Annotated in this window: 18 protein-coding genes; 14 read left to right on the forward strand and 4 right to left on the reverse strand. The window is 56.2% G+C overall.

Annotated features, from left to right (window positions below; genetic code table 11):
- Positions 1–49 precede the first annotated feature (49 nt).
- Genes dcd through SPL01S_RS17715 form a run of 7 tightly spaced genes read left to right on the forward strand, consistent with a single transcriptional unit; the run spans position 50 to position 6655 of the window.
- Entirely contained in the window at positions 50–568 is a 519-nt protein-coding gene (gene dcd / locus SPL01S_RS17685) for a dCTP deaminase (RefSeq protein ID WP_062870021.1), read from the forward strand.
- Positions 569–603: 35 nt separating this feature from the next.
- Positions 604–1116: a dCTP deaminase gene (locus SPL01S_RS17690; protein WP_062870020.1), complete on the forward strand. Its 513-nt coding sequence runs from the start codon at positions 604–606 to the stop codon at positions 1114–1116.
- Positions 1113–2174, forward strand: a complete 1062-nt coding sequence (locus SPL01S_RS17695; RefSeq protein ID WP_063201725.1) for a hypothetical protein — start codon at positions 1113–1115, stop codon at positions 2172–2174. Before SPL01S_RS17690 ends, SPL01S_RS17695 begins: the two co-directional genes overlap by 4 nt.
- Positions 2175–2200: 26 nt before the next feature.
- Complete coding sequence (locus tag SPL01S_RS17700) at positions 2201–2980, forward strand: metallophosphoesterase family protein (protein ID WP_062870018.1); 780 nt, start codon at positions 2201–2203, stop codon at positions 2978–2980.
- Between the two features lie 30 nt (positions 2981–3010).
- The gene (locus SPL01S_RS17705) at positions 3011–4249 is read left to right on the forward strand and encodes an ATP-grasp domain-containing protein (RefSeq protein ID WP_063201728.1); all 1239 of its coding nucleotides are present in this window, start codon (positions 3011–3013) and stop codon (positions 4247–4249) included.
- Complete coding sequence (locus SPL01S_RS17710) at positions 4246–5472, forward strand: ATP-grasp domain-containing protein (RefSeq protein WP_063201731.1); 1227 nt, start codon at positions 4246–4248, stop codon at positions 5470–5472. The genes SPL01S_RS17705 and SPL01S_RS17710 overlap by 4 nt, the downstream gene beginning before the upstream one ends.
- The gene (locus tag SPL01S_RS17715) at positions 5450–6655 is read left to right on the forward strand and encodes an MFS transporter (RefSeq protein WP_063201734.1); all 1206 of its coding nucleotides are present in this window, start codon (positions 5450–5452) and stop codon (positions 6653–6655) included. The genes SPL01S_RS17710 and SPL01S_RS17715 overlap by 23 nt, the downstream gene beginning before the upstream one ends.
- 67 nt (positions 6656–6722) lie before the next feature.
- Here the strand turns inward: SPL01S_RS17715 and SPL01S_RS17720 are convergent, their stop codons facing one another.
- Positions 6723–7646, reverse strand: coding sequence for a DUF7916 family protein (locus SPL01S_RS17720; protein WP_063201737.1), 924 nt, complete (start codon positions 7644–7646; stop codon positions 6723–6725).
- A gap of 101 nt (positions 7647–7747) precedes the next feature.
- Here SPL01S_RS17720 and SPL01S_RS17725 point away from each other — a divergent pair, with 101 nt between their 5' ends.
- Complete coding sequence (locus SPL01S_RS17725) at positions 7748–8482, forward strand: GntR family transcriptional regulator (protein WP_063201740.1); 735 nt, start codon at positions 7748–7750, stop codon at positions 8480–8482.
- Between the two features lie 38 nt (positions 8483–8520).
- On the opposite strand, the gene bglX is transcribed toward SPL01S_RS17725, so the two are convergent.
- Together bglX and SPL01S_RS17735 are read right to left on the reverse strand one after the other, a co-directional pair.
- Complete coding sequence (gene bglX, locus SPL01S_RS17730) at positions 8521–10818, reverse strand: beta-glucosidase BglX (RefSeq protein WP_004942014.1); 2298 nt, start codon at positions 10816–10818, stop codon at positions 8521–8523.
- Between the two features lie 116 nt (positions 10819–10934).
- Complete coding sequence (locus SPL01S_RS17735; protein ID WP_062870012.1) at positions 10935–11864, reverse strand: LysR substrate-binding domain-containing protein; 930 nt, start codon at positions 11862–11864, stop codon at positions 10935–10937.
- A 117-nt stretch (positions 11865–11981) separates the two neighbouring features.
- Between SPL01S_RS17735 and SPL01S_RS17740 the strand changes: the two genes are divergently transcribed.
- Together SPL01S_RS17740 and SPL01S_RS17745 are read left to right on the forward strand one after the other, a co-directional pair.
- Positions 11982–13136, forward strand: coding sequence for a pyridoxal phosphate-dependent aminotransferase (locus SPL01S_RS17740; protein WP_020438686.1), 1155 nt, complete (start codon positions 11982–11984; stop codon positions 13134–13136).
- A gap of 42 nt (positions 13137–13178) precedes the next feature.
- Complete coding sequence (locus SPL01S_RS17745) at positions 13179–13958, forward strand: ABC transporter substrate-binding protein (protein WP_037432444.1); 780 nt, start codon at positions 13179–13181, stop codon at positions 13956–13958.
- 62 nt (positions 13959–14020) lie between these two features.
- Here SPL01S_RS17745 and ddlA read toward each other — a convergent pair whose 3' ends face one another.
- On the reverse strand, positions 14021–15124 hold the full coding sequence (ddlA, locus tag SPL01S_RS17750) for a D-alanine--D-alanine ligase (RefSeq protein ID WP_062870011.1): 1104 nt from the start codon (positions 15122–15124) through the stop codon (positions 14021–14023).
- Positions 15125–15293: 169 nt separating this feature from the next.
- Between ddlA and SPL01S_RS17755 the strand changes: the two genes are divergently transcribed.
- From SPL01S_RS17755 to SPL01S_RS17770, 4 genes are all read left to right on the forward strand, one after another.
- On the forward strand, positions 15294–15497 hold the full coding sequence (locus SPL01S_RS17755) for a ParD-like family protein (RefSeq protein WP_006324220.1): 204 nt from the start codon (positions 15294–15296) through the stop codon (positions 15495–15497).
- The gene (map, locus tag SPL01S_RS17760; protein ID WP_004942002.1) at positions 15494–16288 is read left to right on the forward strand and encodes a type I methionyl aminopeptidase; all 795 of its coding nucleotides are present in this window, start codon (positions 15494–15496) and stop codon (positions 16286–16288) included. The genes SPL01S_RS17755 and map overlap by 4 nt, the downstream gene beginning before the upstream one ends.
- Before the next feature lie 209 nt (positions 16289–16497).
- On the forward strand, positions 16498–18207 hold the full coding sequence (gene dld / locus SPL01S_RS17765) for a D-lactate dehydrogenase (RefSeq protein WP_063201743.1): 1710 nt from the start codon (positions 16498–16500) through the stop codon (positions 18205–18207).
- Positions 18208–18381: 174 nt separating this feature from the next.
- Positions 18382–19755 carry an NAD-dependent succinate-semialdehyde dehydrogenase gene (locus SPL01S_RS17770; protein WP_062870009.1) on the forward strand — a complete coding sequence of 458 codons (1374 nt, stop codon included), beginning with the start codon at positions 18382–18384 and terminating at the stop codon, positions 19753–19755.
- The last annotated feature ends 125 nt before the right edge of the window (positions 19756–19880 follow it).

The following is a 19880-nucleotide window of genomic DNA, read 5'->3' on the forward strand; positions in this document are numbered from 1 at the left end:
TCGCCAAGGGCAAACTGCCTTGTCCCTAGGGTGCTCGGGGTATTAAAAAATGATTTTGACCGGAAAATCCATTGAAGCCTGCGTCAAAACGGGGGATATCGTTATTTCTCCGTTTACTGAAGGAAGCATTACAACCAACTCTTATGATTTAACGCTGGGTAATACATTCATTCGCTATAACGAAGAGATTATTGATCCAAAAAAGAATAATCGTCATGAGGTCATTGATTGCGGCCCGGAAGGAATAACACTGGGTAAAGGCGATTTTTTATTGGCCCACAGCGTTGAGAAAATTGGCAGCAACAAATATGTTCCTATCATTCATGCCAAATCAAGCATCGCGCGACTGGGGTTATTCGTTCATGTAACAGCCGACTTGATTGATATTGGTTCATTTGGTTGCGTCACTTTTCAATTGCACAGCACACTGCCTATCAGGCTGTTTCCGGGAATGAAAATCGGGCAGGTCACCTTCTGGAAACCGCTAGGCGATATCGTTCCTTATGATGGCAAATATCAGGGTTCCGATGGGCCACGGGTTTCGATGGCTTATGTGGATTTTAAATAGTCACGCTCAAGATAGAAAATATAACGGAAAATGTCATGATTCTTACCGGCAGCGAAATAAAAAAGAGAACGGCCTGTAACGATATTACCATCATTCCTTTTAACGAGTCGCAACTCAACCCCAACAGTTACAATTATCGCTTGGGGCCCAGACTGGGGATCCCAAGCGTCGAAGGCGAGAAAGTCACCTTTGATTTTATCGATCTCCCCGCTGAAGGTTTTGTCATGGAGGCGGGAACGACCTACCTGGGCCATACCATGGAAATCCTGGGCAGCAGCGTTTTTGCCATGTCATTGATAGGCCGAAGCTCCCTGGGGCGCCTGGGCCTTTATTTGCAGGTGTCGGCCAATTTAGGTCATACCGGCGCATGCCATCAATGGACATTGGAATTGGTGGCGGCAAAACCTTTTCGCCTCTACCCCGGTATGCGCGTAGGGCAAATATCTTTCTGGGTTAACCAGGGTAGCGTTGGCCTCTATCACGGCGGCTACTCCGCTTACAACAACCCGCAGGTGTCAAAAATAACTTCACTGGCAGAAACCCTATGATGAACACCGCTGCCCAGCCAGTGAGCAAAGCCACACTGCGCCTCATTTTGGCGGAGAAACAACGAGCTAAAGACGCGTTTTCTCAGGCATTCGAAGCCAGCGGATTTAGCTTTCACCAGCCTGAAACGCTGATCCCGGCTTATGACAAGTCTACGCTGTTTACCGGCTCCACCATCAGTACCTTTAAGCCTTATCTGATCGAGGCGGAGAAAAAATTACAGGCTTTTTTCACCGTGCAAGACTGCCTGCGCACTCAAAATAATCACGCCATGCAGCAAGAAAACAGCTACCCAAAATGGTCGTCTTTTTTTTGCAGCGTGGGTGCAATCAGCCCCTATGAGGAACGCCGGCGTATCACCCAGGCCACTTGCCGGTTCATTGAACTGCTGGGGCTAAAATCACCGGACGTCTTCCGGATTAATATTTCAAGCCAAGACCGTGATCTCGTAGAAATACTCCAACAGCAGGGCATGACGCAATTTCTTCGGTTTGATACTCAAGCGCCCTCTTATTACCGCCATAAATTTGGCATCGAGGGCGTCAGCGGCCGTAACTGCAATCTGTCGGTGAGCTGCGATGGAGTGACATTTATGGATATCGGCAATCTGATCGTGATTGAAAACCGGGATGCGCCGCTGGCGATCGAAGCGGCTTTCGGCCTCGAAACCATAGTGACACGCATTCACGGGTTGGACAGTTCAATCTTTGCCCTGGAGGCTGCCGGCCATTTTGCCGACTTCACCTCAGACATCCTGTACATCATCGACGCCGTGGTGGCCAGCGTGGCCATCATGTCGCTCGACATCAAGCCGATCGCCGATAACCGTGGGCGGGTGCTGCGCCGCTATCTTCAGGGGCTAAACCGCCTGCGGCTCAATAATGGGATTTCCATCGATGTTATTGCCGAGGTGGCAAGGGCCTTCGAACTCAGTCACTACGGCAGCCGCCACATCCATTTACGCATCGAACAGTACCTGCATGAGCATGAACAACATCTGCTGCAGGACAAGCCGGCCGCATTGATTAATAAAAAAATAACCCATCGTTTATACGAATAAGACAAATATAAAGGCGTGCAAAGGTTATGAAAATTGGCGTTATCTCAGACATCCACGAAGACGTCGTCAGACTGGAAGAATCCTTGAATTTACTGGAAAGTTTGGGGGCTGACGAAGTCATTTGCCTCGGCGACATCGTCGGTTACTCGGTTCCTTTTTATGGTTACCTGGCAACCCGCGATGCCAACCGCTGCCTGGATCTGGTGCAGCGCCATTGCAGCGAGGTGGTTATCGGCAATCACGATCTGTTCGCCATTCGCAAACTCCCGTCTCATGCGGCAGGATTTTCCTATCCTGAAGATTGGTACCGCCGCAGTTTTGCAGAACGTAAACGTCTGGCTGACGGCAAGGTCTTTCTTTATGAGGATCATGAGCTGCCTTCCCTGCTGAACGATAACAGTCTCTGCTATCTCCACTCATTGCCGGAAATCATCGTTAAGCCTTTTGCCACCCATAATGTCCTGTTGTCCCATTATGCCGATCCGGACATTACGGGTTCATGTACCTTCGAAGTCAGCCATCACCATCATCTTGCCGACCATTTTGCCACTATGGGCCGCCATCAATGTCTGCATGGCCTTTCCGGCAACGACCATATTCCCGGCATGAAAATTTTCACGCCCGGGCAAGTTTGGCAAACCGGCTTTGAACGCCATGAATTGGGCCACTCACCGACGTGGATAACCGGGCCGACAGTCTCTCGGGGAACCATGGCCAACGGCGTAATGATCTATGACAGCGCGGCAATGACCCTCTCTGCCGTCGCCCTGGGTACGCCTTTGCATCACCTTCCAGCCAGCATATGACCGTAACGGAATGGACGAGACTCTAACACTATGAATAACTGTATTTTGTACATCAACGGCAGACAAAACCCGCACGAAAGGCTGGCCGAAATGCGCGCGGCCCTTTCTCTGGGCCTGGACATTGTGCTTATCGCCAAGCAGATCCCTTCCTATGCCGCCGAGCTGGCGATCGAAACCGTTATTGTCGATCTGGATAATTTTGCGGCCTGCCTGGCGGTGGCGGCCAAACTGCACCAGAAATATACCTTTGACGGCATTGTCTGTTGGTCAGAAACCGATGTGCCGCTCAAGAATTTTCTCGCACGCGAACTGGGGTTTGCCGGGATGAGCGAACAGGCCGTCCGCCATAGTCGCGATAAAATCACCATGAAACACCGGCTTAAACATTTGGGCCCGATGATCCCCGCATTCCACGAAGTCAGCTCAATGGCCGATGCCCGAATGGCGGCAGCCCGAATTGGCTACCCGGTGATAGTCAAACCCGCATCCGGATCGGGTTCCAAGGGAATTTTCAAGGTAGAAGACGACAGCGCGCTAGAGCAAGCCCTCTCGCTGCTCGCCGAGATCGCCACAGACAAATTCGACTCGGTATTTACCGCATTTGGCGGAAAAATCATTCTGGAGGAATTTGTCGAAGGACCGGAATTCAGCGTCGACGGTTATGCCGCCGATAACCAGATTAGGGTGATTGGCATCACTGATTATCAATCCGATGCAAACACCTTTGTCGAAAACCGGCATATATTCCCCTCCCATTTCAGCAATGACATTCAGCAAGAAATCACCCGCTGCGCCAAAACCATTGTCAGGGAGCTGGGCATCGATAACACCGTCTTCCATCTGGAGGGAAAATATACCCGCGACGGCTTCAAGTTTATCGAATGCGCGGCCAGACCCGCGGGGGGGTATATTTCTACTCACCTGTTACAGCACGCCAGCCGTCAGCAACATTTGCAGAATTACGTCCAGATATGCCGGGGAATCCCCCCATCGTCACTGAGGCTCACGCAAGATTATATTGGCGTCCGTTATTTGTTCGCAGAAAGGCCCGGCACGCTGATCGGCGTGGATAATGTCGCCAAGGTGCTGGCTCACCCTTGCATACAGCACCTCTATCTGCACTTTTCTCCGGGGCATCGCGTAGCGCTTCCCCCTGAAGATTACAGCGCCTACCGGCTTGGCGTGCTTATCGGCACGGCTGAAAACTATCAACAGCTTGCCGATACCCTTGAATGGGCCGCCCGACAAATAAGGTTTACCGTGGAATGAAAAACGTCCTTATTCTTTTCGGTTGCGCTTCGCACCGCCAAGGGCCACGCGCCATTGCTCAGGCTCATGAACTCGGGCTGGAAACCATTCTGATTGATACCCCGGAGAATTTGAATAATCTGGCAATCAAAGCCCCGCAACAAATACCGGTTTACCCGATTGCATCGAAGCAATATGAAGATTGCCTGCCGCTGCTCGAGGAGATTTGCGCCAGGTTTCCAGTGATAGGTATTTATACCTTCGAGGAATATTCGGTGGAGACCTGCGCCCGCCTTTGCGAAAAATTTGGCTTTGCCAACAATACTACGGCGGCAGTGCAGCAGATTCGCAATAAATATCTGTGCCGACAGATGCTCGCCAGGCAGGGCTTGCCGCAACCCTTATCATGCCTTTTCAGCAACCTGGCGCAGGCAGAACACTTTCTGCATGCGCACCCAGCCGAAGACTGGATCCTCAAGCCGGTCGACGCTTCAGGCAGCCAGGGCGTCAGCCGCATCAGGAACAGCGCCCGGCAAGATCTGCATACCGCCTATGCGTGCCTTACCGAACCGCAGCAACAGAGCTTTATCATTGAGCAGTTTATCGAGGGCACAGAATTCAGCCTGGAAGGCTTTTTCCATTACGGCGAAGCCATTTTCCAGGGCGTGACCGAGAAATCGCTAAAGCCCGGTGGGGCTTTTGTTGAAGATATGCATGTATTCCCTGCCGCCTTGCCGCCAGACACGCAAAATAGAGTGTATGAGTGTGCGGAAAAAGCCCTGCGCTGTGTGGGGCTCACCTTTGGGCACTTCCACCTGGAGTTTTGGCTGGCAGACGAGCACATCATTATTGGAGAAATGCATTGCCGGCCAGGTGGAGATTACATTCATCTGTTAACGGAAACAGCAACCCGCATTCCCACCTATGCGGCGGTATTCCAGCAATATCTGTCAACGCAAACGCCGCCCAAATCCCCGCCGGAGATCGCCTATTTTTGCACCGCGGTGGTGAAATATTTCGACGCGCCGGAAGGTCGATTAGTCGCGATTGGCGGGTTGGAGGACGTGCGGCAAAGCGACGATATTTTATTGGCGGAGATGACCGTCAAACCCGGCGACATCATCCCGCCGTGCACGGATTCAGGTAAACGTGTCGGCTGTGTGGTGGTGTCGCAGGAAAAGGGGAATCACGCCAGACAAACCGCAATGGAGATGGCTGCACATGTCCAGTTTGACGTCATTTAAGCACGGCATGACAACGATTTCAGCCGATTCATTTTTGTTTTCTTTCACTTATTTTATGACGCTGTCGATACTTGCGTTCTATATGGACAGATTCCTCGGGCTTTCGTCCCTGGAAACGGCAAGTATCATCATGGTGTCCTCTATCGGCTCCAAAGTGACCCGCTTGTTAATCTCACCCTTTCTGGATTTGATTGCCCCGGCGTATGTCGTGTCGCTGTCCGCTCTGGTGATGAGCATCAGTTGCATGATGATCGCCCTGTCACAACACTATCTCGTTTTACTGTGTTCTATCGGGGCTTTCGGCATTGCATACGGAACAAACAGCATCCTGATCCGTGCGGTAGCCGGCGCAACGGAAGACGCCCATCAACGAGCGTCGGTGTTTGTCAGGTTATCGGTCATCACCAACCTCGCCTCAATGCTGGCCCCGTTAATTGCCATTTATCTGTACAATCACCTGTCCCCGAAGTTGCCTTTCATTATCGCTTCTTTGACGATGCTGTGCTTCTCGCTGTGGGTTGTGTGGGCGCGCGATATTTGGCCAACGCTGGAAGCGCAGAAAAAATGGACACAGGCCTTACGCGATCAAATCCACGATAAAACCCTGCGCCACTATTTTTTGCTGACGGCCCTGTGCTGGATGATTTATTCGCAACTGTTCACCTCCTTACCTTTACACGTAAATAGCCTTTTAGGGTCCACCAGCCCGTTCGGTTATTTGCTGACCTTTAACGCGGTGCTGTCTATCGTTCTCGCACCGAGATTGCAGGCCCTGTTCACTCGCTATAACGTCAGCGCCTTTCAAACCCTGTGTTTTTCCCTTGTCGCGCATGCAGCAGGTTCATTGTGGCTGAACTACGCCGCTAGCCAAACCGACTTGTACCTCGCACTTTTTATTTGGACGCTGGGAGAATTGCTGCTGATCCCAACCCTGCAAAGCTGCATTTCAGGCTATGTGGCCAAAAATATTCTGGTCAGCGTATTGGCGATAAACTCTGTAGCCATGGGCATAGGCGAAGGCATGGGAGGCTTTCTTGGCATCTATCTGGTCAAAAACTCGCCTTATTGTTTCCTGATTTTCAGCGCCCTGACGCTGCTGACGCTGATCTATATCGTCGTGCACAAGCAGCGATTTTCCCCGCAAAGCAAACTGTCCGTTGCCGATGAAAAGTCGGCAACGTAGTGAGTGATTAACTTCGTAAGCTGATAAGCGAAACGCGGCTCTGCGCAGAGCCGACGCGTTTTACCGGCTAGCGGTTAACCGAGCGAGCCATGCGGGTATAAGTGTGGCGCACGCCGCGAATCGCCACGCTGTAGGCGAAGATGTTTTCCGGCAGCGCCAGCCCCAGATAACCGGTATCGCCAATGTGGTGCAGATCGGCCCCGGCCATTTTGCTCATCAGGGCAATCTGGCGGAGGGTTTGTACGTCGGCGCCTTCCTGAGACGTCCCGATAGCCGTCATGGCCAACGCGCCCTGCTGTTGGGTAAACGCAATCAACGCCGCCACCTTTTCCTGCGACATGCCGGGAATGGTGCCCGGCGCCGGCAGCAGGACGATGTCCGCGCCGTTTTCGACAAACAGAGCGATGTCCCGCTCATTGATCAACTGGCTACCGCTTTCACGCACAATGCCGGCGCCGTGCATTTTACCGGTCACCAGCACCAGCTTGTCCCCCACGTCATCGCGAATCTGCTTCAACGCCGCGGCGATAGCCTGATTGCTGACGCCATTATTGGGATTGCCGGTCAACACCACCATGCGGGCGCCGAGCTCATAAAGCTTGCGCGCGTTCTCTGCGGTCGCGGCGCGGCCCGCCGTCATCTGCCAAAACTCATTGTGCGTAGAGGTGAACGCCGGATCCACCGCTTCCAGATTGACCCCGATAACCCGCCCGGTCAGCCGCTGCAGCTCGCGCAATACTTCTTGCGGCGGCACTCCATCGGGCAAGCCTTCGATGCGTGGCTGGTTTACGTCAAACAGGTTCAGCAACAGCATATCGGCGCCCTGGCTGGCCGCCAGCTCCGCATTGGTGACGTTATTGAGCAGCGGCTGCGTCACGGCAATGCTTTCACTGACCAGGATCCGCCCTTCACTGGCGCGAATGGCGTAAAGCAAATTGTCTTTGGTGATATTGGCAAGATCGGTGGCGGTACAGTCGAGGTATCTTTTCATCGTGCAAGCTTCCGGTTATGATCACTAAACCAATTATGTACCACTTAGTTTTCATTGGCACAAGTGGTACACTTAACGGTCATTTCGTGGGGAAGATACGTATGGATGAGAAACTGGCCTTGCTTCAACCGGACTCGGCAGACAGCACGCCGATTTATCTGCAACTGGCAAAAAAAATAAGGGCCGCCGTGGAGTCCGGGCAGTGGCGTTCGGGCGATGCGTTACCTTCGGAAAGAGCGCTGATGGAAGCCTTCGGCATTGCGCGGGGGACGGCTCGCCGTGCGTTTCAACACCTCGAACAGGATGGCACCATCAACCGCAATCGGGGTTCCGGCACCTTTATCGCGCCGCGCTTCGCACCCGCGTTGCCACTGCTGGAAAGTTTTACCGAGATGGTGGAGCCGCAAGGTTTCAGGGCGCAAAGCGAACTGATTGGCTTTCTGCGACGCGGACCAACGGCAGAAGAAATGCAGGCGTTACAGCTGAGTGATGAACAGGATGTGGTCGAATTGGTGCGCTTACGTAAAGCCGGCGAAATCGCCATTGCCTTACAGTATTCGGTGCTTCCCGCCACTATTTTGCCGGCGAGCGGCCTGCCTGAAGAGTCGTTGTACCACTATCTGCACTCCATCGGTCAACCCATTGTGCGTGCGACTCAGCGTTTTCGCGGCGAGATAGCCGACAAATCCGTCGCTCGCTATCTGGCGATGGAGGTGGGGGAACCGCTGCTGCTGGTGACCCGCACCGGGTTCACCCGCGATGAAAGGCCCATCGAGTACACCCGCAGTTGGTGTTTAAATGAGTACTATGATTTTGCGCTGGAATTGAAACATTAAAAACCCTCTCCCACCCAGGTGAGAGAGGGCAATGCGATTTACTGCAGCGTAAAGCTCTGTGCCTGTACGTTGTCGGAATCCAGGCCGACAAACACGTTGAACTTGCCCGGTTCCGCGCCCCATTTCAGGCTGGCGTTGTAAAACTTGAGATCCTCTTCGGTGATCGGCAGCTCCACTTGTTGTGATTGACCGGCTCGCAGCATCACCTTTTTGAAGTTGCGCAGTTCTTTCACCGGGCGGCTGACCGACGCCGTCACGTCCTGCACGTACAGTTGCACCACAGTGGCGCCGTCATATTTGCCGGTATTCTTCAGCGTGACGCTGGCGGTCAGTTTGCCGTTGCGCGCCATCGTCGGGCTGGAAAGTTTGAGATCCGACAGGCTGAAGGTGGTGTAACTCAGGCCGTAACCAAAGGGATACAACGGACCGTTAGGCGAGTCGAAGTAACGTGACGTGTACTTGCCCGGGTTTTCCTTGCCGAACGGCCGGCCGGTATTCAAATGGTTGTAGTACATCGGGATCTGGCCGACAGAACGCGGGAAGGTCATCGGCAGCTTGCCCGACGGGTTGTAATCGCCAAACAGCACGTCTGCCACCGCATTGCCGCCCTCGGTGCCGCTGTACCAGGTTTCCAGCATCGCATCCGCCTGCTGGCTTTCCCAGCTCAGCGCCAGCGGCCGGCCATTCATCAGCACCAGCACCAGCGGTTTGCCGGTCGCCTTCAGCGCGGCGATCAGATCCCGCTGGCTTTGCGGAATGGTGATATCGGCACGGCTGGAAGCTTCGTGCGCCATGCCCTGCGCCTCACCCACGACCGCTACCACGACATCGGCCTGCCTGGCCGCCTGTACCGCTTCATCAATCATCTGCTGCGGCGGGCGGGTATCAAACACCACCGCCGGCTCATACTCGTTCAGATAGTCGATAATGCTTTTGTCCTGGGTAATGTTGGCGCCCTTGGCGTAGAGGATCTTCGCCTTGTCGCCCACCGCATGCTCCAGCCCCTGGCGCAGGGTCACCGACTGCTTGACCACGCCGGCCGCCGACCAACTGCCCATCACATCACGCTGGCTGTCGGCCATCGGCCCAACCAGCGCAATGGTGCCTTGCTTGCTCAACGGCAGCGTCTGCTTGTCATTCTTCAGCAGCACCAGAGTTTTGCGCGCCACTACGCGCGCTTCGGCGCGGTGCAGACGGCTTTCGGCATTAGTGTCCTGCGGATCGGAACCTACCGGGCCAAGGTGGTTATACGGATCTTTGAACAGGCCCATATCATATTTGGTGTTCAACACGTCGCGGCAGGCGCGATCGATATCGCTTTCCGAAACCAGCCCGTCCTTCACCAGCCCCGGCAGGTATTGGTCGTAGTATTCGTCGCTCATGCTCATGTCGACGCCGGAAGTGATCGCCAGCCGCACCGCATCGCGCGCATCTTCGGCCACACCGTGCTTGATCAGCTCTTTAATCGCGCCGTGATCGCTGATGGTAATGCCGCCAAAGCCCCACTGGCTGCGCAACAGATCTTTCAGCAGCCACGGGTTGGCAGTGGCCGGAATACCGTTGATCGCGTTGAGCGATACCATCACCCCACCGCTGCCGGCGTCTACCGCTGCCTTATACGGCGGCAAATAGTCCTGATACATTTTCAGCGGGCTCATATCGACGGTGTTGTAATCGCGGCCGCCTTCGGTGGCGCCATACAACGCGAAGTGCTTAACGCTGGCCATCACTGAACCGGGTTGAGACGGATCACCGTTCTGGTAAGCATCGACCATCACTTTGGCAATTTTGGACACCAGCCAGGTGTCTTCGCCGAAGCCTTCCGATACCCGACCCCAGCGCGGATCGCGGGTGATGTCGACCATCGGCGAGAAGGTCATGTTCAGGCCGTCATCGCTGGCTTCCTGCGCCGATACCCGGCCGCTGAGCGCGATGGCTTCGAGATCAAAACTGGCCGCCAGCCCCAGGCTGATCGGGAAGACGGTGCGTTGACCGTGTACCACGTCGTAGGCGAAGAACAACGGGATTTTCAGGCGGCTGAGCTGCATGGCCTGATCTTGCATCGCGCGGATATCCGGCCGGGTGACGGTGTTGAAGATAGCGCCAATCTGGCCCTTGCTGATGCCGTCGCGGATCGCTTCTTTCGGGTTATCCGGCCCGACGCTGATTAAGCGCAACTGGCCGATTTTTTCTTCCAGCGTCATCTGTTTCATCAGGTTGGAAACGAAAGCATCACGCTGCTGGGCATTAACTCCTTGCGCCGCCCCGCTCTCCTGCGCAAAAACCGGGCTGATCGCCAGGCCGGACAGCAAACTCACCACACAAAGCCATTTCATATTGTTTTGTCTCAGGCATGTTCCCGCCGCAGCCTGCGACGGAGAGGATTAATCAAAGTGGAAAAACAGTGTGACATACTCTTTTTCACCGCAGAAATAATTTGTAATGTTAAAGGTTACAAGCTGTTAGCGGCGGCGGATAAGCCGTTCTTCAGCCGTGCGCGGCTTTGCTCCGCCTCTTCGCCCAGAAAATTGACCAGCGTGGCTAATGTCGCGGGCATCAGTGCCCGTTCAGGGTAGACCAAATAGTAGGCCGCGCCACTGACCACGCTGAGCGGGAACGGCGTAACGACGCGCTGCGCCTGGATATCCTCCTCCAGCAGGCACAGATCGCCGATGGCGATGCCAAAACCTTGCAGTGCGGCGCTCATCGCCAAATCCAGAGTATCAAAATGCTGCGCCTTGCCGGAAGGTAGCGTCTCCAGCCCTGCCGCCTTCAACCACAGCAGCCAGTCGCGGCGATCGCGCGTGGGGTGCAGCAGGGTTTTCTCCGCCAGATCGGCCGGGGTTGGCGGGCGGGCCAAATCGGGAAGATAAGACGGCGTGCAGACCGGCGTGAGGATTTCATCGAACAGGTGATGCACCGCCAGCTTTTTACCCTGCGGCTGGCCGAACACCACCGCAGCATCGAAGTGCTCTGCGCTGAAATCCAACCCGTGCGATACCGAGGCGGTCAGTTCGATATGCATTTCCGGGCGCTCGTTTTGCAACCGGATAATGCGCGGCAACACCCAGCGCATGGCGCAGGTCGGGCACTTGATGCGTAACGTGCCCGGCTGCGCCCCAACCCGCGCCAGCGCCTCGCCCAGTTGCCCCAGCGCCTGCTGCACCGGCGCCAACAACATGGCGCCCTGAGGGGTCAACGTCAGCCCGCGCGCCCGGCGGCTGAACAACGGATAGCCCAAATGCTGCTCCAGCCCGAGGATCTGACGGCTGACCGCGCCTTGCGTCAGGTGCAGTGCCTGGGCGGCATGAGTGAAATTAAGGCGCTGAGCCACCACCACAAAAGTTTTCAAAACGTCGAGCGACGGCAGAGATGTCTGCATAGCGGGCCTCGGTTAGCCATGACTTTAACTCATGGCTAGTATGACAAACATTCCCTTGTTCGCCTACCGTCACTGATGCTTAATCAAGCAATACTTTCCCCTCTCCAGGAGCCAATCATGCAGAGCGCCTGCTCACAACGCTCGAAGTTGCCGGATGTCGGCACCACTATTTTCACCGTAATCGGCCAGCTCAGCGCTGAACATCAGGCACTGAATCTGTCGCAGGGCGCACCGAACTTCGCCTGTCAGCCGCAACTGGTCGACGCAGTGGCGCAAGCCATGCGCGCAGGTCATAACCAGTACGCGCCGATGAGTGGCGTGGCCGCATTACGCGCTGCGCTGGCAGATAAAGTTGAACGATTGTATGGCACACGTTATGACGCCGACGAAGAAATCACGGTCATCGCCAGTGCCAGCGAAGGATTGTATTCCGCCATCAGCGCGCTGGTGCACCCGGGCGATGAGGTGATTTATTTCGAACCGGCGTTCGACAGCTACGCGCCGATTGTCCGCCTGCAAGGCGCCACGCCGGTAGCCATCAAACTGTCGCTGCAGGACTTGCACATTGACTGGGACGAGGTCGCCGCCGCCATCACCGGCAAAACGCGGATGATCATCGTCAACAGCCCGCACAACCCAACCGGCAGCGTGTTCGGCGAGCATGACATTGAGCGCCTGACCGCCCTGACGCGCAATACCGATATCGTTATCCTGTCCGACGAGGTTTACGAGCACGTGGTATTCGACGGCGATATTCACCACAGCATGGCGCGCCACCCGCAATTGGCCGAACGCAGCGTGATTGTGTCGTCGTTTGGCAAAACCTATCACGTCACCGGCTGGCGCGTCGGTTACTGCATGGCGCCGGCGGCGTTGATGGATGAGATCCGCAAGGTGCACCAGTTTATGGTGTTCTCGGCCGATACGCCGATGCAATATGCCTTCGCCGAAGCGCTGGGCAATCCGCAAAGCTATCTGGGGCTGGCGGATTTCTATCAGCAAAAACGCGATTTGCTGGCCGGCGCCTTGCAAGATTCGCGCTTTGAATTATTACCCAGCCGTGGCAGTTTCTTTATGCTGGCCCGCTTTAGCGGTTTCAGCAGCGAAAGCGACAACGATTTTGCGGTGCGTTTAATCCGTGAAGCGAAAGTCGCGACTATCCCGCTGTCGGCGTTTTACAGCGACGGCACCAACACCGGCATCATCCGGCTGAGTTTTTCAAAAGATAACGAAACCCTGCTGGAAGGCGCACGCCGTCTGTGTCAGGTGTAATGCATTCACTTTTGGTTTGACCATGGGAAAAAGGCACTGACTATGAAATCACTGAAAACGCTGATCGCTGTGGGCTGCCTGCTGGCCGCCGGTTCCTCTCTGGCGGCGGAAAACACGCTGCGCTTCGGTCTGGAAGCGCTGTATCCGCCGTTCGAATCCAAATCCGCCAGCGGTAAGCTGGAAGGCTTCGATATCGATCTGGGCAACGCGGTCTGCGCCGCCGCCCAGTTGAAATGCAGCTGGGTCGAGACCTCGTTCGACAGCCTGATCCCGGCGTTGAAAGCACGCAAGTTTGACGCCATCAACTCGGCGATGAACGTCACCGACCAGCGCCGCCAGGCAATTGACTTCACCGACTCCATCTATCAGGTGCCCAACCGCCTGATCGCCAAAGCCGACAGCGGCCTGCTGCCGGACGCCAAGTCGCTGGCGGGCAAACACGTCGGCGTACTGCAGGGGTCGATTCAGGAAACCTACGCCAAGGCCCACTGGGCACCGCAGGGCGTAGACGTCGTCTCCTATCAGGATCAAAACCAGGCGTACCTTGACCTGACCGCCGGCCGCCTCGACGCCACGCTGGTGATGGCGCCGTCAGGGCAAAGCGGCTTCCTGGCACATCCGGACGGCAAAGGCTTCGCCTTCGTCGGCGATGCGGTCAGCGATGACAAGATCCTCGGTGAAGGCATCGCCTTCGGCCTGCGCAAAGGGGATGACGCGTTGAAGAAAAAGCTGAACGACGCGATCGTGAAAGTGAAGCAGCAAGGTACCGTGACCGCGCTGGCGAAGAAGTATTTTGGCGATATCGACGTGACGGTGAAATAAGTAAAAAGGGGCGAATAAATTCGCCCCTCTCAATACCGCCGCAACCTGCCCCAAGCCGATTATTAGCGCTCGAACACCGAGCTGTTCAGCGCGCGATCTTGCTGATGGCGCTCCAGCGCCAGCTCGATCAACCGGGTAATCAACTCGCTGTAGCTAACGCCGCTGGCGGCCCACAGTTTGGGGTACATGCTGATATTGGTGAAACCCGGCAGCGTGTTGATTTCGTTAATCACCACGTTGTTGTCCGGCGTCAGGAACACGTCAACGCGCGCCAGGCCAAAGCATTCCAGCGCCCGGAACGCTTTTAGCGCCACGTCGCGGATTTTGTCGCTGACTTCCGGTGCGATCTCCGCCGGCACCACTACCTTCGCGCCCTGCTCATTGATGTATTTGGTGTCGTAGGAATAGAAAGCATCGCTCAGCACGATTTCACCGCACAGGCTGGCCTGCGGCTCGTCATTGCCCAACACCGCGCACTCAATCTCACGGCCGACAATCGCCGATTCCACCAGCACCTTGTGATCGAAGCTGAACGCCAGCGCCAGAGCGGCGTCAAAGCCGGCCCGATCCTGCACCTTGCTGACGCCCACCGAAGAGCCCTGGTTAGCCGGTTTGATAAACAACGGCAGGCCCAGACGCTCGCTAAGCTGATCGAAACCGTATTTGCCGCGGTTAGTGCGCGTCAGGGTGACAAAGGGGGCCACCGCCAGCCCGGCATCGCGCAGCAGGCGTTTGGTGACGTCTTTGTCCATGCTCACCGCCGAGCCCAACACACCGGCGCCGACGAACGGCATATTGGCCATCCGCAACAACCCTTGCAGTGAACCGTCCTCGCCCAGCGTGCCATGCACGATCGGGAATACCACGTCGAGCTGGCCCAGTGCGCCGGCGCTGCTCGCTTCAATCAGTTGCTGTTTCTCCTGACCGGGGATCAGCGCCACATTTTTATTTGAGCGGTTCAGCGCGATCAGCGCCGGGTTTTCCGCATTCAGCAGGTAATTGGAGGCATCGTTAATGTGCCATTGTCCCTGCTTGTCGATCCCCAGCAACGTGACGTCAAACTTCTCTTTGTCGATAGCGTCCACAATGTTTTTTGCCGACTGCAGCGACACTTCATGCTCAGCCGATTTACCGCCAAAGATCACCCCAACCCGTAATTTAGTCACGCCCTGAATCCTTCTGAAAAATCATGCAAAAAAAGTCGTTTATCACAATAAACGCATTGTCCGACGGCGGCAATCGTTGTCGCCAGGAAACTTCTTATGCCACGGAATGTACAATCCCCACCATCCAAACCATATACACTTCGTATATTATTCCTTTAAGGAGCAGTCTATGGGCATTGTGAAAATTTCAGACGCGCTGCATGACGATCTGCGCCTCGCCAGCCTGACGATGACGCGTTCGATCAACGCGCAGGCGGAATACTGGATCAAGATCGGCATGCTGGCGGAGTTCCATCCAGAACTGACCTACCCTCAACTGGTAAAAAAAATGATGAAAGATAACGCGCTGACGCTGAAGGAGATTGTCGGGTGAAACAGATTGTGATCAAAACGCCGGAAGAAATAGCCAAAATGCGTCACTCTGGCGCACTGCTGGCCAAGGTGTTTGCTATGCTCGATGGGGTGATTGGCGAAGGCATGTCGACCATGGAAATTAACGACCGCGCCGAAGCCTTTATCGTCGATGAGCTGAAATCGCGCCCGGCCAGTAAAGGCCAGTACGATTTCCCTTACGTGCTCAATACCTCGATCGACGACGTGATCTGCCACGGCATTCCTTCGGCCAGCAAAATCCTGCGTTCCGGCATGATCGTGAACGTCGACATTACGCTGGAAAACGGCGGTTACATTGCCGACTCCAGCAAAATGTACTGCATCGGCCAGACAACGCCATTGGCCAAACGGCTGGTGAACAACGTATATGAGTCCCTGTGGCAAGGCATCCGCGCGGTGAAACCGGGCGCGACGCTGGGGGATATCGGCCATGCCATTCAACAGCATGCGGAACAGGCCGGTTACAGCATCGTGCGTGAATACTGCGGCCACGGCATCGGCCGCGATATGCACGAGGAACCGGCGGTGATGCACTTCGGCCTGCCGGGCACCGGCATGGCGTTGCAGGAAGGCATGGTATTTACCATCGAACCCATGATTAACCAGGGCGACCACCGCATTAAGCAGAAGAAAGACGGCTGGACGGTGGTGACCCGCGATAAAAAGCTGTCCGCTCAATGGGAGCACACCGTGGCGGTCACCGCCGACGGCGTGGAAATTCTGACGCTGCGTGACGAAGAGCGTCAGGCCGGGTACGCAGAGCGTTACTAAGCTACCAAGCCAGTAAGTTACCAAGGTATTAAGCCAGCAGGCTACTCAATTAATTTACCCTCTGGATTTCAAACAGCGATAACGGCAAGAACCGCAGGTCATGTTGGGGCGCTGCATGCGGCGCCCACGTGAATCGGGACAACTCTCTTCGTCCCCCAGGGTAACCGCGCCGCCGTTTGAAAGACGACCGGTATGACAGGGAGATCGGCATGACGCAGTCAGGTAATCAGGCATTTCTCGCTCAGCTCAAAGACATCGTCGGCGGCCCGCAGCTGTTGACCGGCGAACGCAGCACCGAACGTTATCGCAAGGGGTTCCGCTCCGGCGAAGGCAAAGCGCTGGCGGTGGTGTTCCCTACCCGCCTGCTGCAGCTGTGGCGGATACTGGAGGCCTGCGTGGCCGCCGACAAAATCGTCATTATGCAGGCGGCGAACACCGGGCTGACCGAAGGTTCGACGCCCAGCGGCAACGATTATGACCGCGATATCGTCATCGTCAGCACCCTGCGGATCGATCACGTGCAAGTGCTGGACAACGGCAAACAAGTGGTTGGCTTCCCCGGCAGCACCCTCAATCAGCTGGAAAAATTGCTGAAACCCTACGGCCGCGAACCGCATTCGGTGATCGGGTCCTCCTGCATCGGCGCTTCGGTGATTGGCGGCGTATGCAATAACTCCGGCGGTTCGCTGGTGAAACGCGGCCCGGCCTATACCGAAATGGCGCTGTACGCCCAGTTGGGTGAAGACGGCCAACTGCGGCTGGTGAACCATTTGGGGATTAAACTCGGCGACACGCCGGAAGAGATCCTCACCCGGCTGGAGAAAGGCGACTACCGGCCGGAGGACGTCGAGCACGGCGAACTGCGCGCCTCCGACAACGAATACGCCAGCAGGGTGCGCGACGTCGATGCCGATACCCCATCCCGCTTCAATGCGGATAAACGCCGCCTGTACGAGGCCTCCGGCTGCGCCGGCAAACTGGCGGTGTTTGCGGTGCGCCTGGACACCTTTGAGAAAGAAGGCAAAGAACAGGTATTTTATATCGGCACCAACGACACCGCCGTGTTGACCGAACTGCGTCGCCATATGCTCGGCAAATTCGACAATCTGCCGGTGGCCGGCGAGTACATGCATCGCGATATTTTCGATATCGCCGAAGTGTACGGCAAAGACACCTTTATGATGATCGACAAGCTCGGCACCGATCAAATGCCGCGTTTCTTCACCCTGAAAGGCCGCGTGGACGCCAGCTTCAACAAACTGCCGCTGCTGCCGCACAACCTGACCGACCGGCTGATGCAGGGCCTGAGCCACCTGGCCCCCAGCCATTTGCCGAAGCGGATGAAAGAATACCGCGAACGCTTTGAACATCACCTGCTGCTGAAAATGGCCGGCCCCGGCGTCGACGAAGCGCAGCTGTATCTGAACCAATACTTTGCCCAGGCCAAGGGCGCATTTTTCGCCTGCACCGCAGACGAAGGCAAAAAGGCCTTCCTGCACCGTTTCGCCGCCGCCGGCGCTGCGGTGCGCTACCATGCGGTACATGCCGACAAGGTAGAGGATATTCTGGCGCTGGATATTGCGCTGCGCCGCAACGATACCGAGTGGTTTGAAACCCTGCCGCCGGAAATCGACAGCCAACTGGTGCACAAACTCTATTACGGCCACTTTATGTGCCACGTATTCCACCAGGATTACGTGGTGAAAAAAGGCGTCGACAGCCATGCGCTGAAAGAGCAAATGCTGGCGATCCTCGACCGGCGCGGCGCGGAGTACCCGGCCGAGCATAACGTCGGCCATCTGTACCACGCCAAGCCCGATCTGCAGGCCTTCTACCAATCCGCCGATCCGACCAACAGTTTTAACCCCGGTCTCGGCAAGACCAGCAAGCGGAAACACTGGGCCGGCAATACCCGGTAACATTTCCGCTTTCAGCCCGCGCCCCCGGCATACGGGGGCATAGCCGATGCTCTCTTCCGCATCTTCGGCCCGCCTCTCCCCTATCGTCTAGACTTAAAGACCGGTGCAGCCGTTTTCGCTGCGCCGTTCAAGGCGTATGTCATGCGTCACCATCCGCGACGAGAGGAACTCTTCATGCCATACCAGACGGTAAACCCTTTTAACAACCAACTGATCAACGAGTACACACCCCATACCGACCAGCAGGTCGAACAAGCGCTGGCAAAGGCTGACGCGCTGTATCACTCCGGCTGGGCCAAGGGCGATATCGACCAGCGGCTGCCGGTACTGCACAAGCTGGCGGACCTGATGGAGAGCCGGGTTGAGGAACTGGCGACAATCGCCAGCCAGGAGATGGGCAAGCTGATCGCGCAAAGCCGCGGCGAAGTGAAGCTCTGTGCCCAGATCGCCCGCTACTATGCCGACAACGCCAAAAAATTTCTCGCCCCGGTGCGCTATGAGTCCAGCCTCGGCGAAGCCTGGGTAGAGCATCATCCGATCGGCGTGCTGATGGCGGTGGAGCCGTGGAACTTCCCGTTCTACCAGTTGATGCGCGTGCTGGCGCCCAATCTGGCCGCCGGCAATCCGGTGCTGGTGAAGCATGCCGGCATCGTGCCGCACTGCGCACAGGCCTTTGAACAATTGGTCGCCGAGGCCGGTGCGCCGCAAGGTGCCTACACCAACCTGTTTATTTCGCAACAGCAGGTGGCGAACATCATCGCCGACGACCGGGTACAGGGCGTGGCGCTGACCGGCTCGGAAAAGGCCGGTAGCATAGTCGCCTCGCAAGCCGCGAAGGCACTGAAAAAATCTACGCTGGAGCTGGGCGGCAACGACGTATTCGTGGTGCTGGACGACAGCGATATCGCCAGAGCCGCCAAGATCGGCGCGCAGGCGCGGCTGAGCAATGCCGGCCAGGTGTGTACCGCAGCCAAACGTTTTATCGTGCAAGAAAAAGTAGCAGAGCCCTTCCTGCAAGCCTTTACCGAGCATTTCCGCGCGGTGAAAATCGGCGATCCGCTGGATGAAACCACCACCTTGGGGCCGCTGTCTTCCCGCGAGGCGCTGGAGGGCCTGGCTAAACAGGTCGACGCCGCAGTGCAAAACGGCGCCAAACTGCATTACGGCGGCAAACCGATACCGCATGACGGCAATTTCTTCGAGCCGACGATCCTGACCCACATCAGCCGTGACAACCCGGCGTATTTCGAAGAGTTCTTCGGCCCGGTGGCGCAGATCTACGTGGTGAAGGATGACGACGAGATCGTCAAACTGGCCAATGACTCTCACTACGGCCTCGGTGGCGCTATTTTCAGCACGGATATCGAACGCGCCAAAAAGCTGGCCTCGCGCATCGAAACCGGCATGGTGTATATCAACTCGTTGACCGACACCGCACCCGAACTGCCTTTTGGCGGCGTGAAGCGCTCCGGCTTCGGCCGTGAACTGTCGGATCTGGGGATCAAAGAGTTTGTGAACCAGAAACTGGTGGTGGTGAGCAAAGGCTAAACCGCAACCTCGGCGGGAGGCGTTAAGTTTATGTTGCGCCTCCCGCCAAACTTCACTATCTTTGATGCCGTAATCACTCCCTGCTTTCAGGAATATCAATGGCTCAGTTTGCGCACATCACAGAC

It is taken from the genome of Serratia plymuthica NBRC 102599 (assembly GCF_001590925.1).
Lineage (GTDB): Bacteria > Pseudomonadota > Gammaproteobacteria > Enterobacterales > Enterobacteriaceae > Serratia > Serratia plymuthica.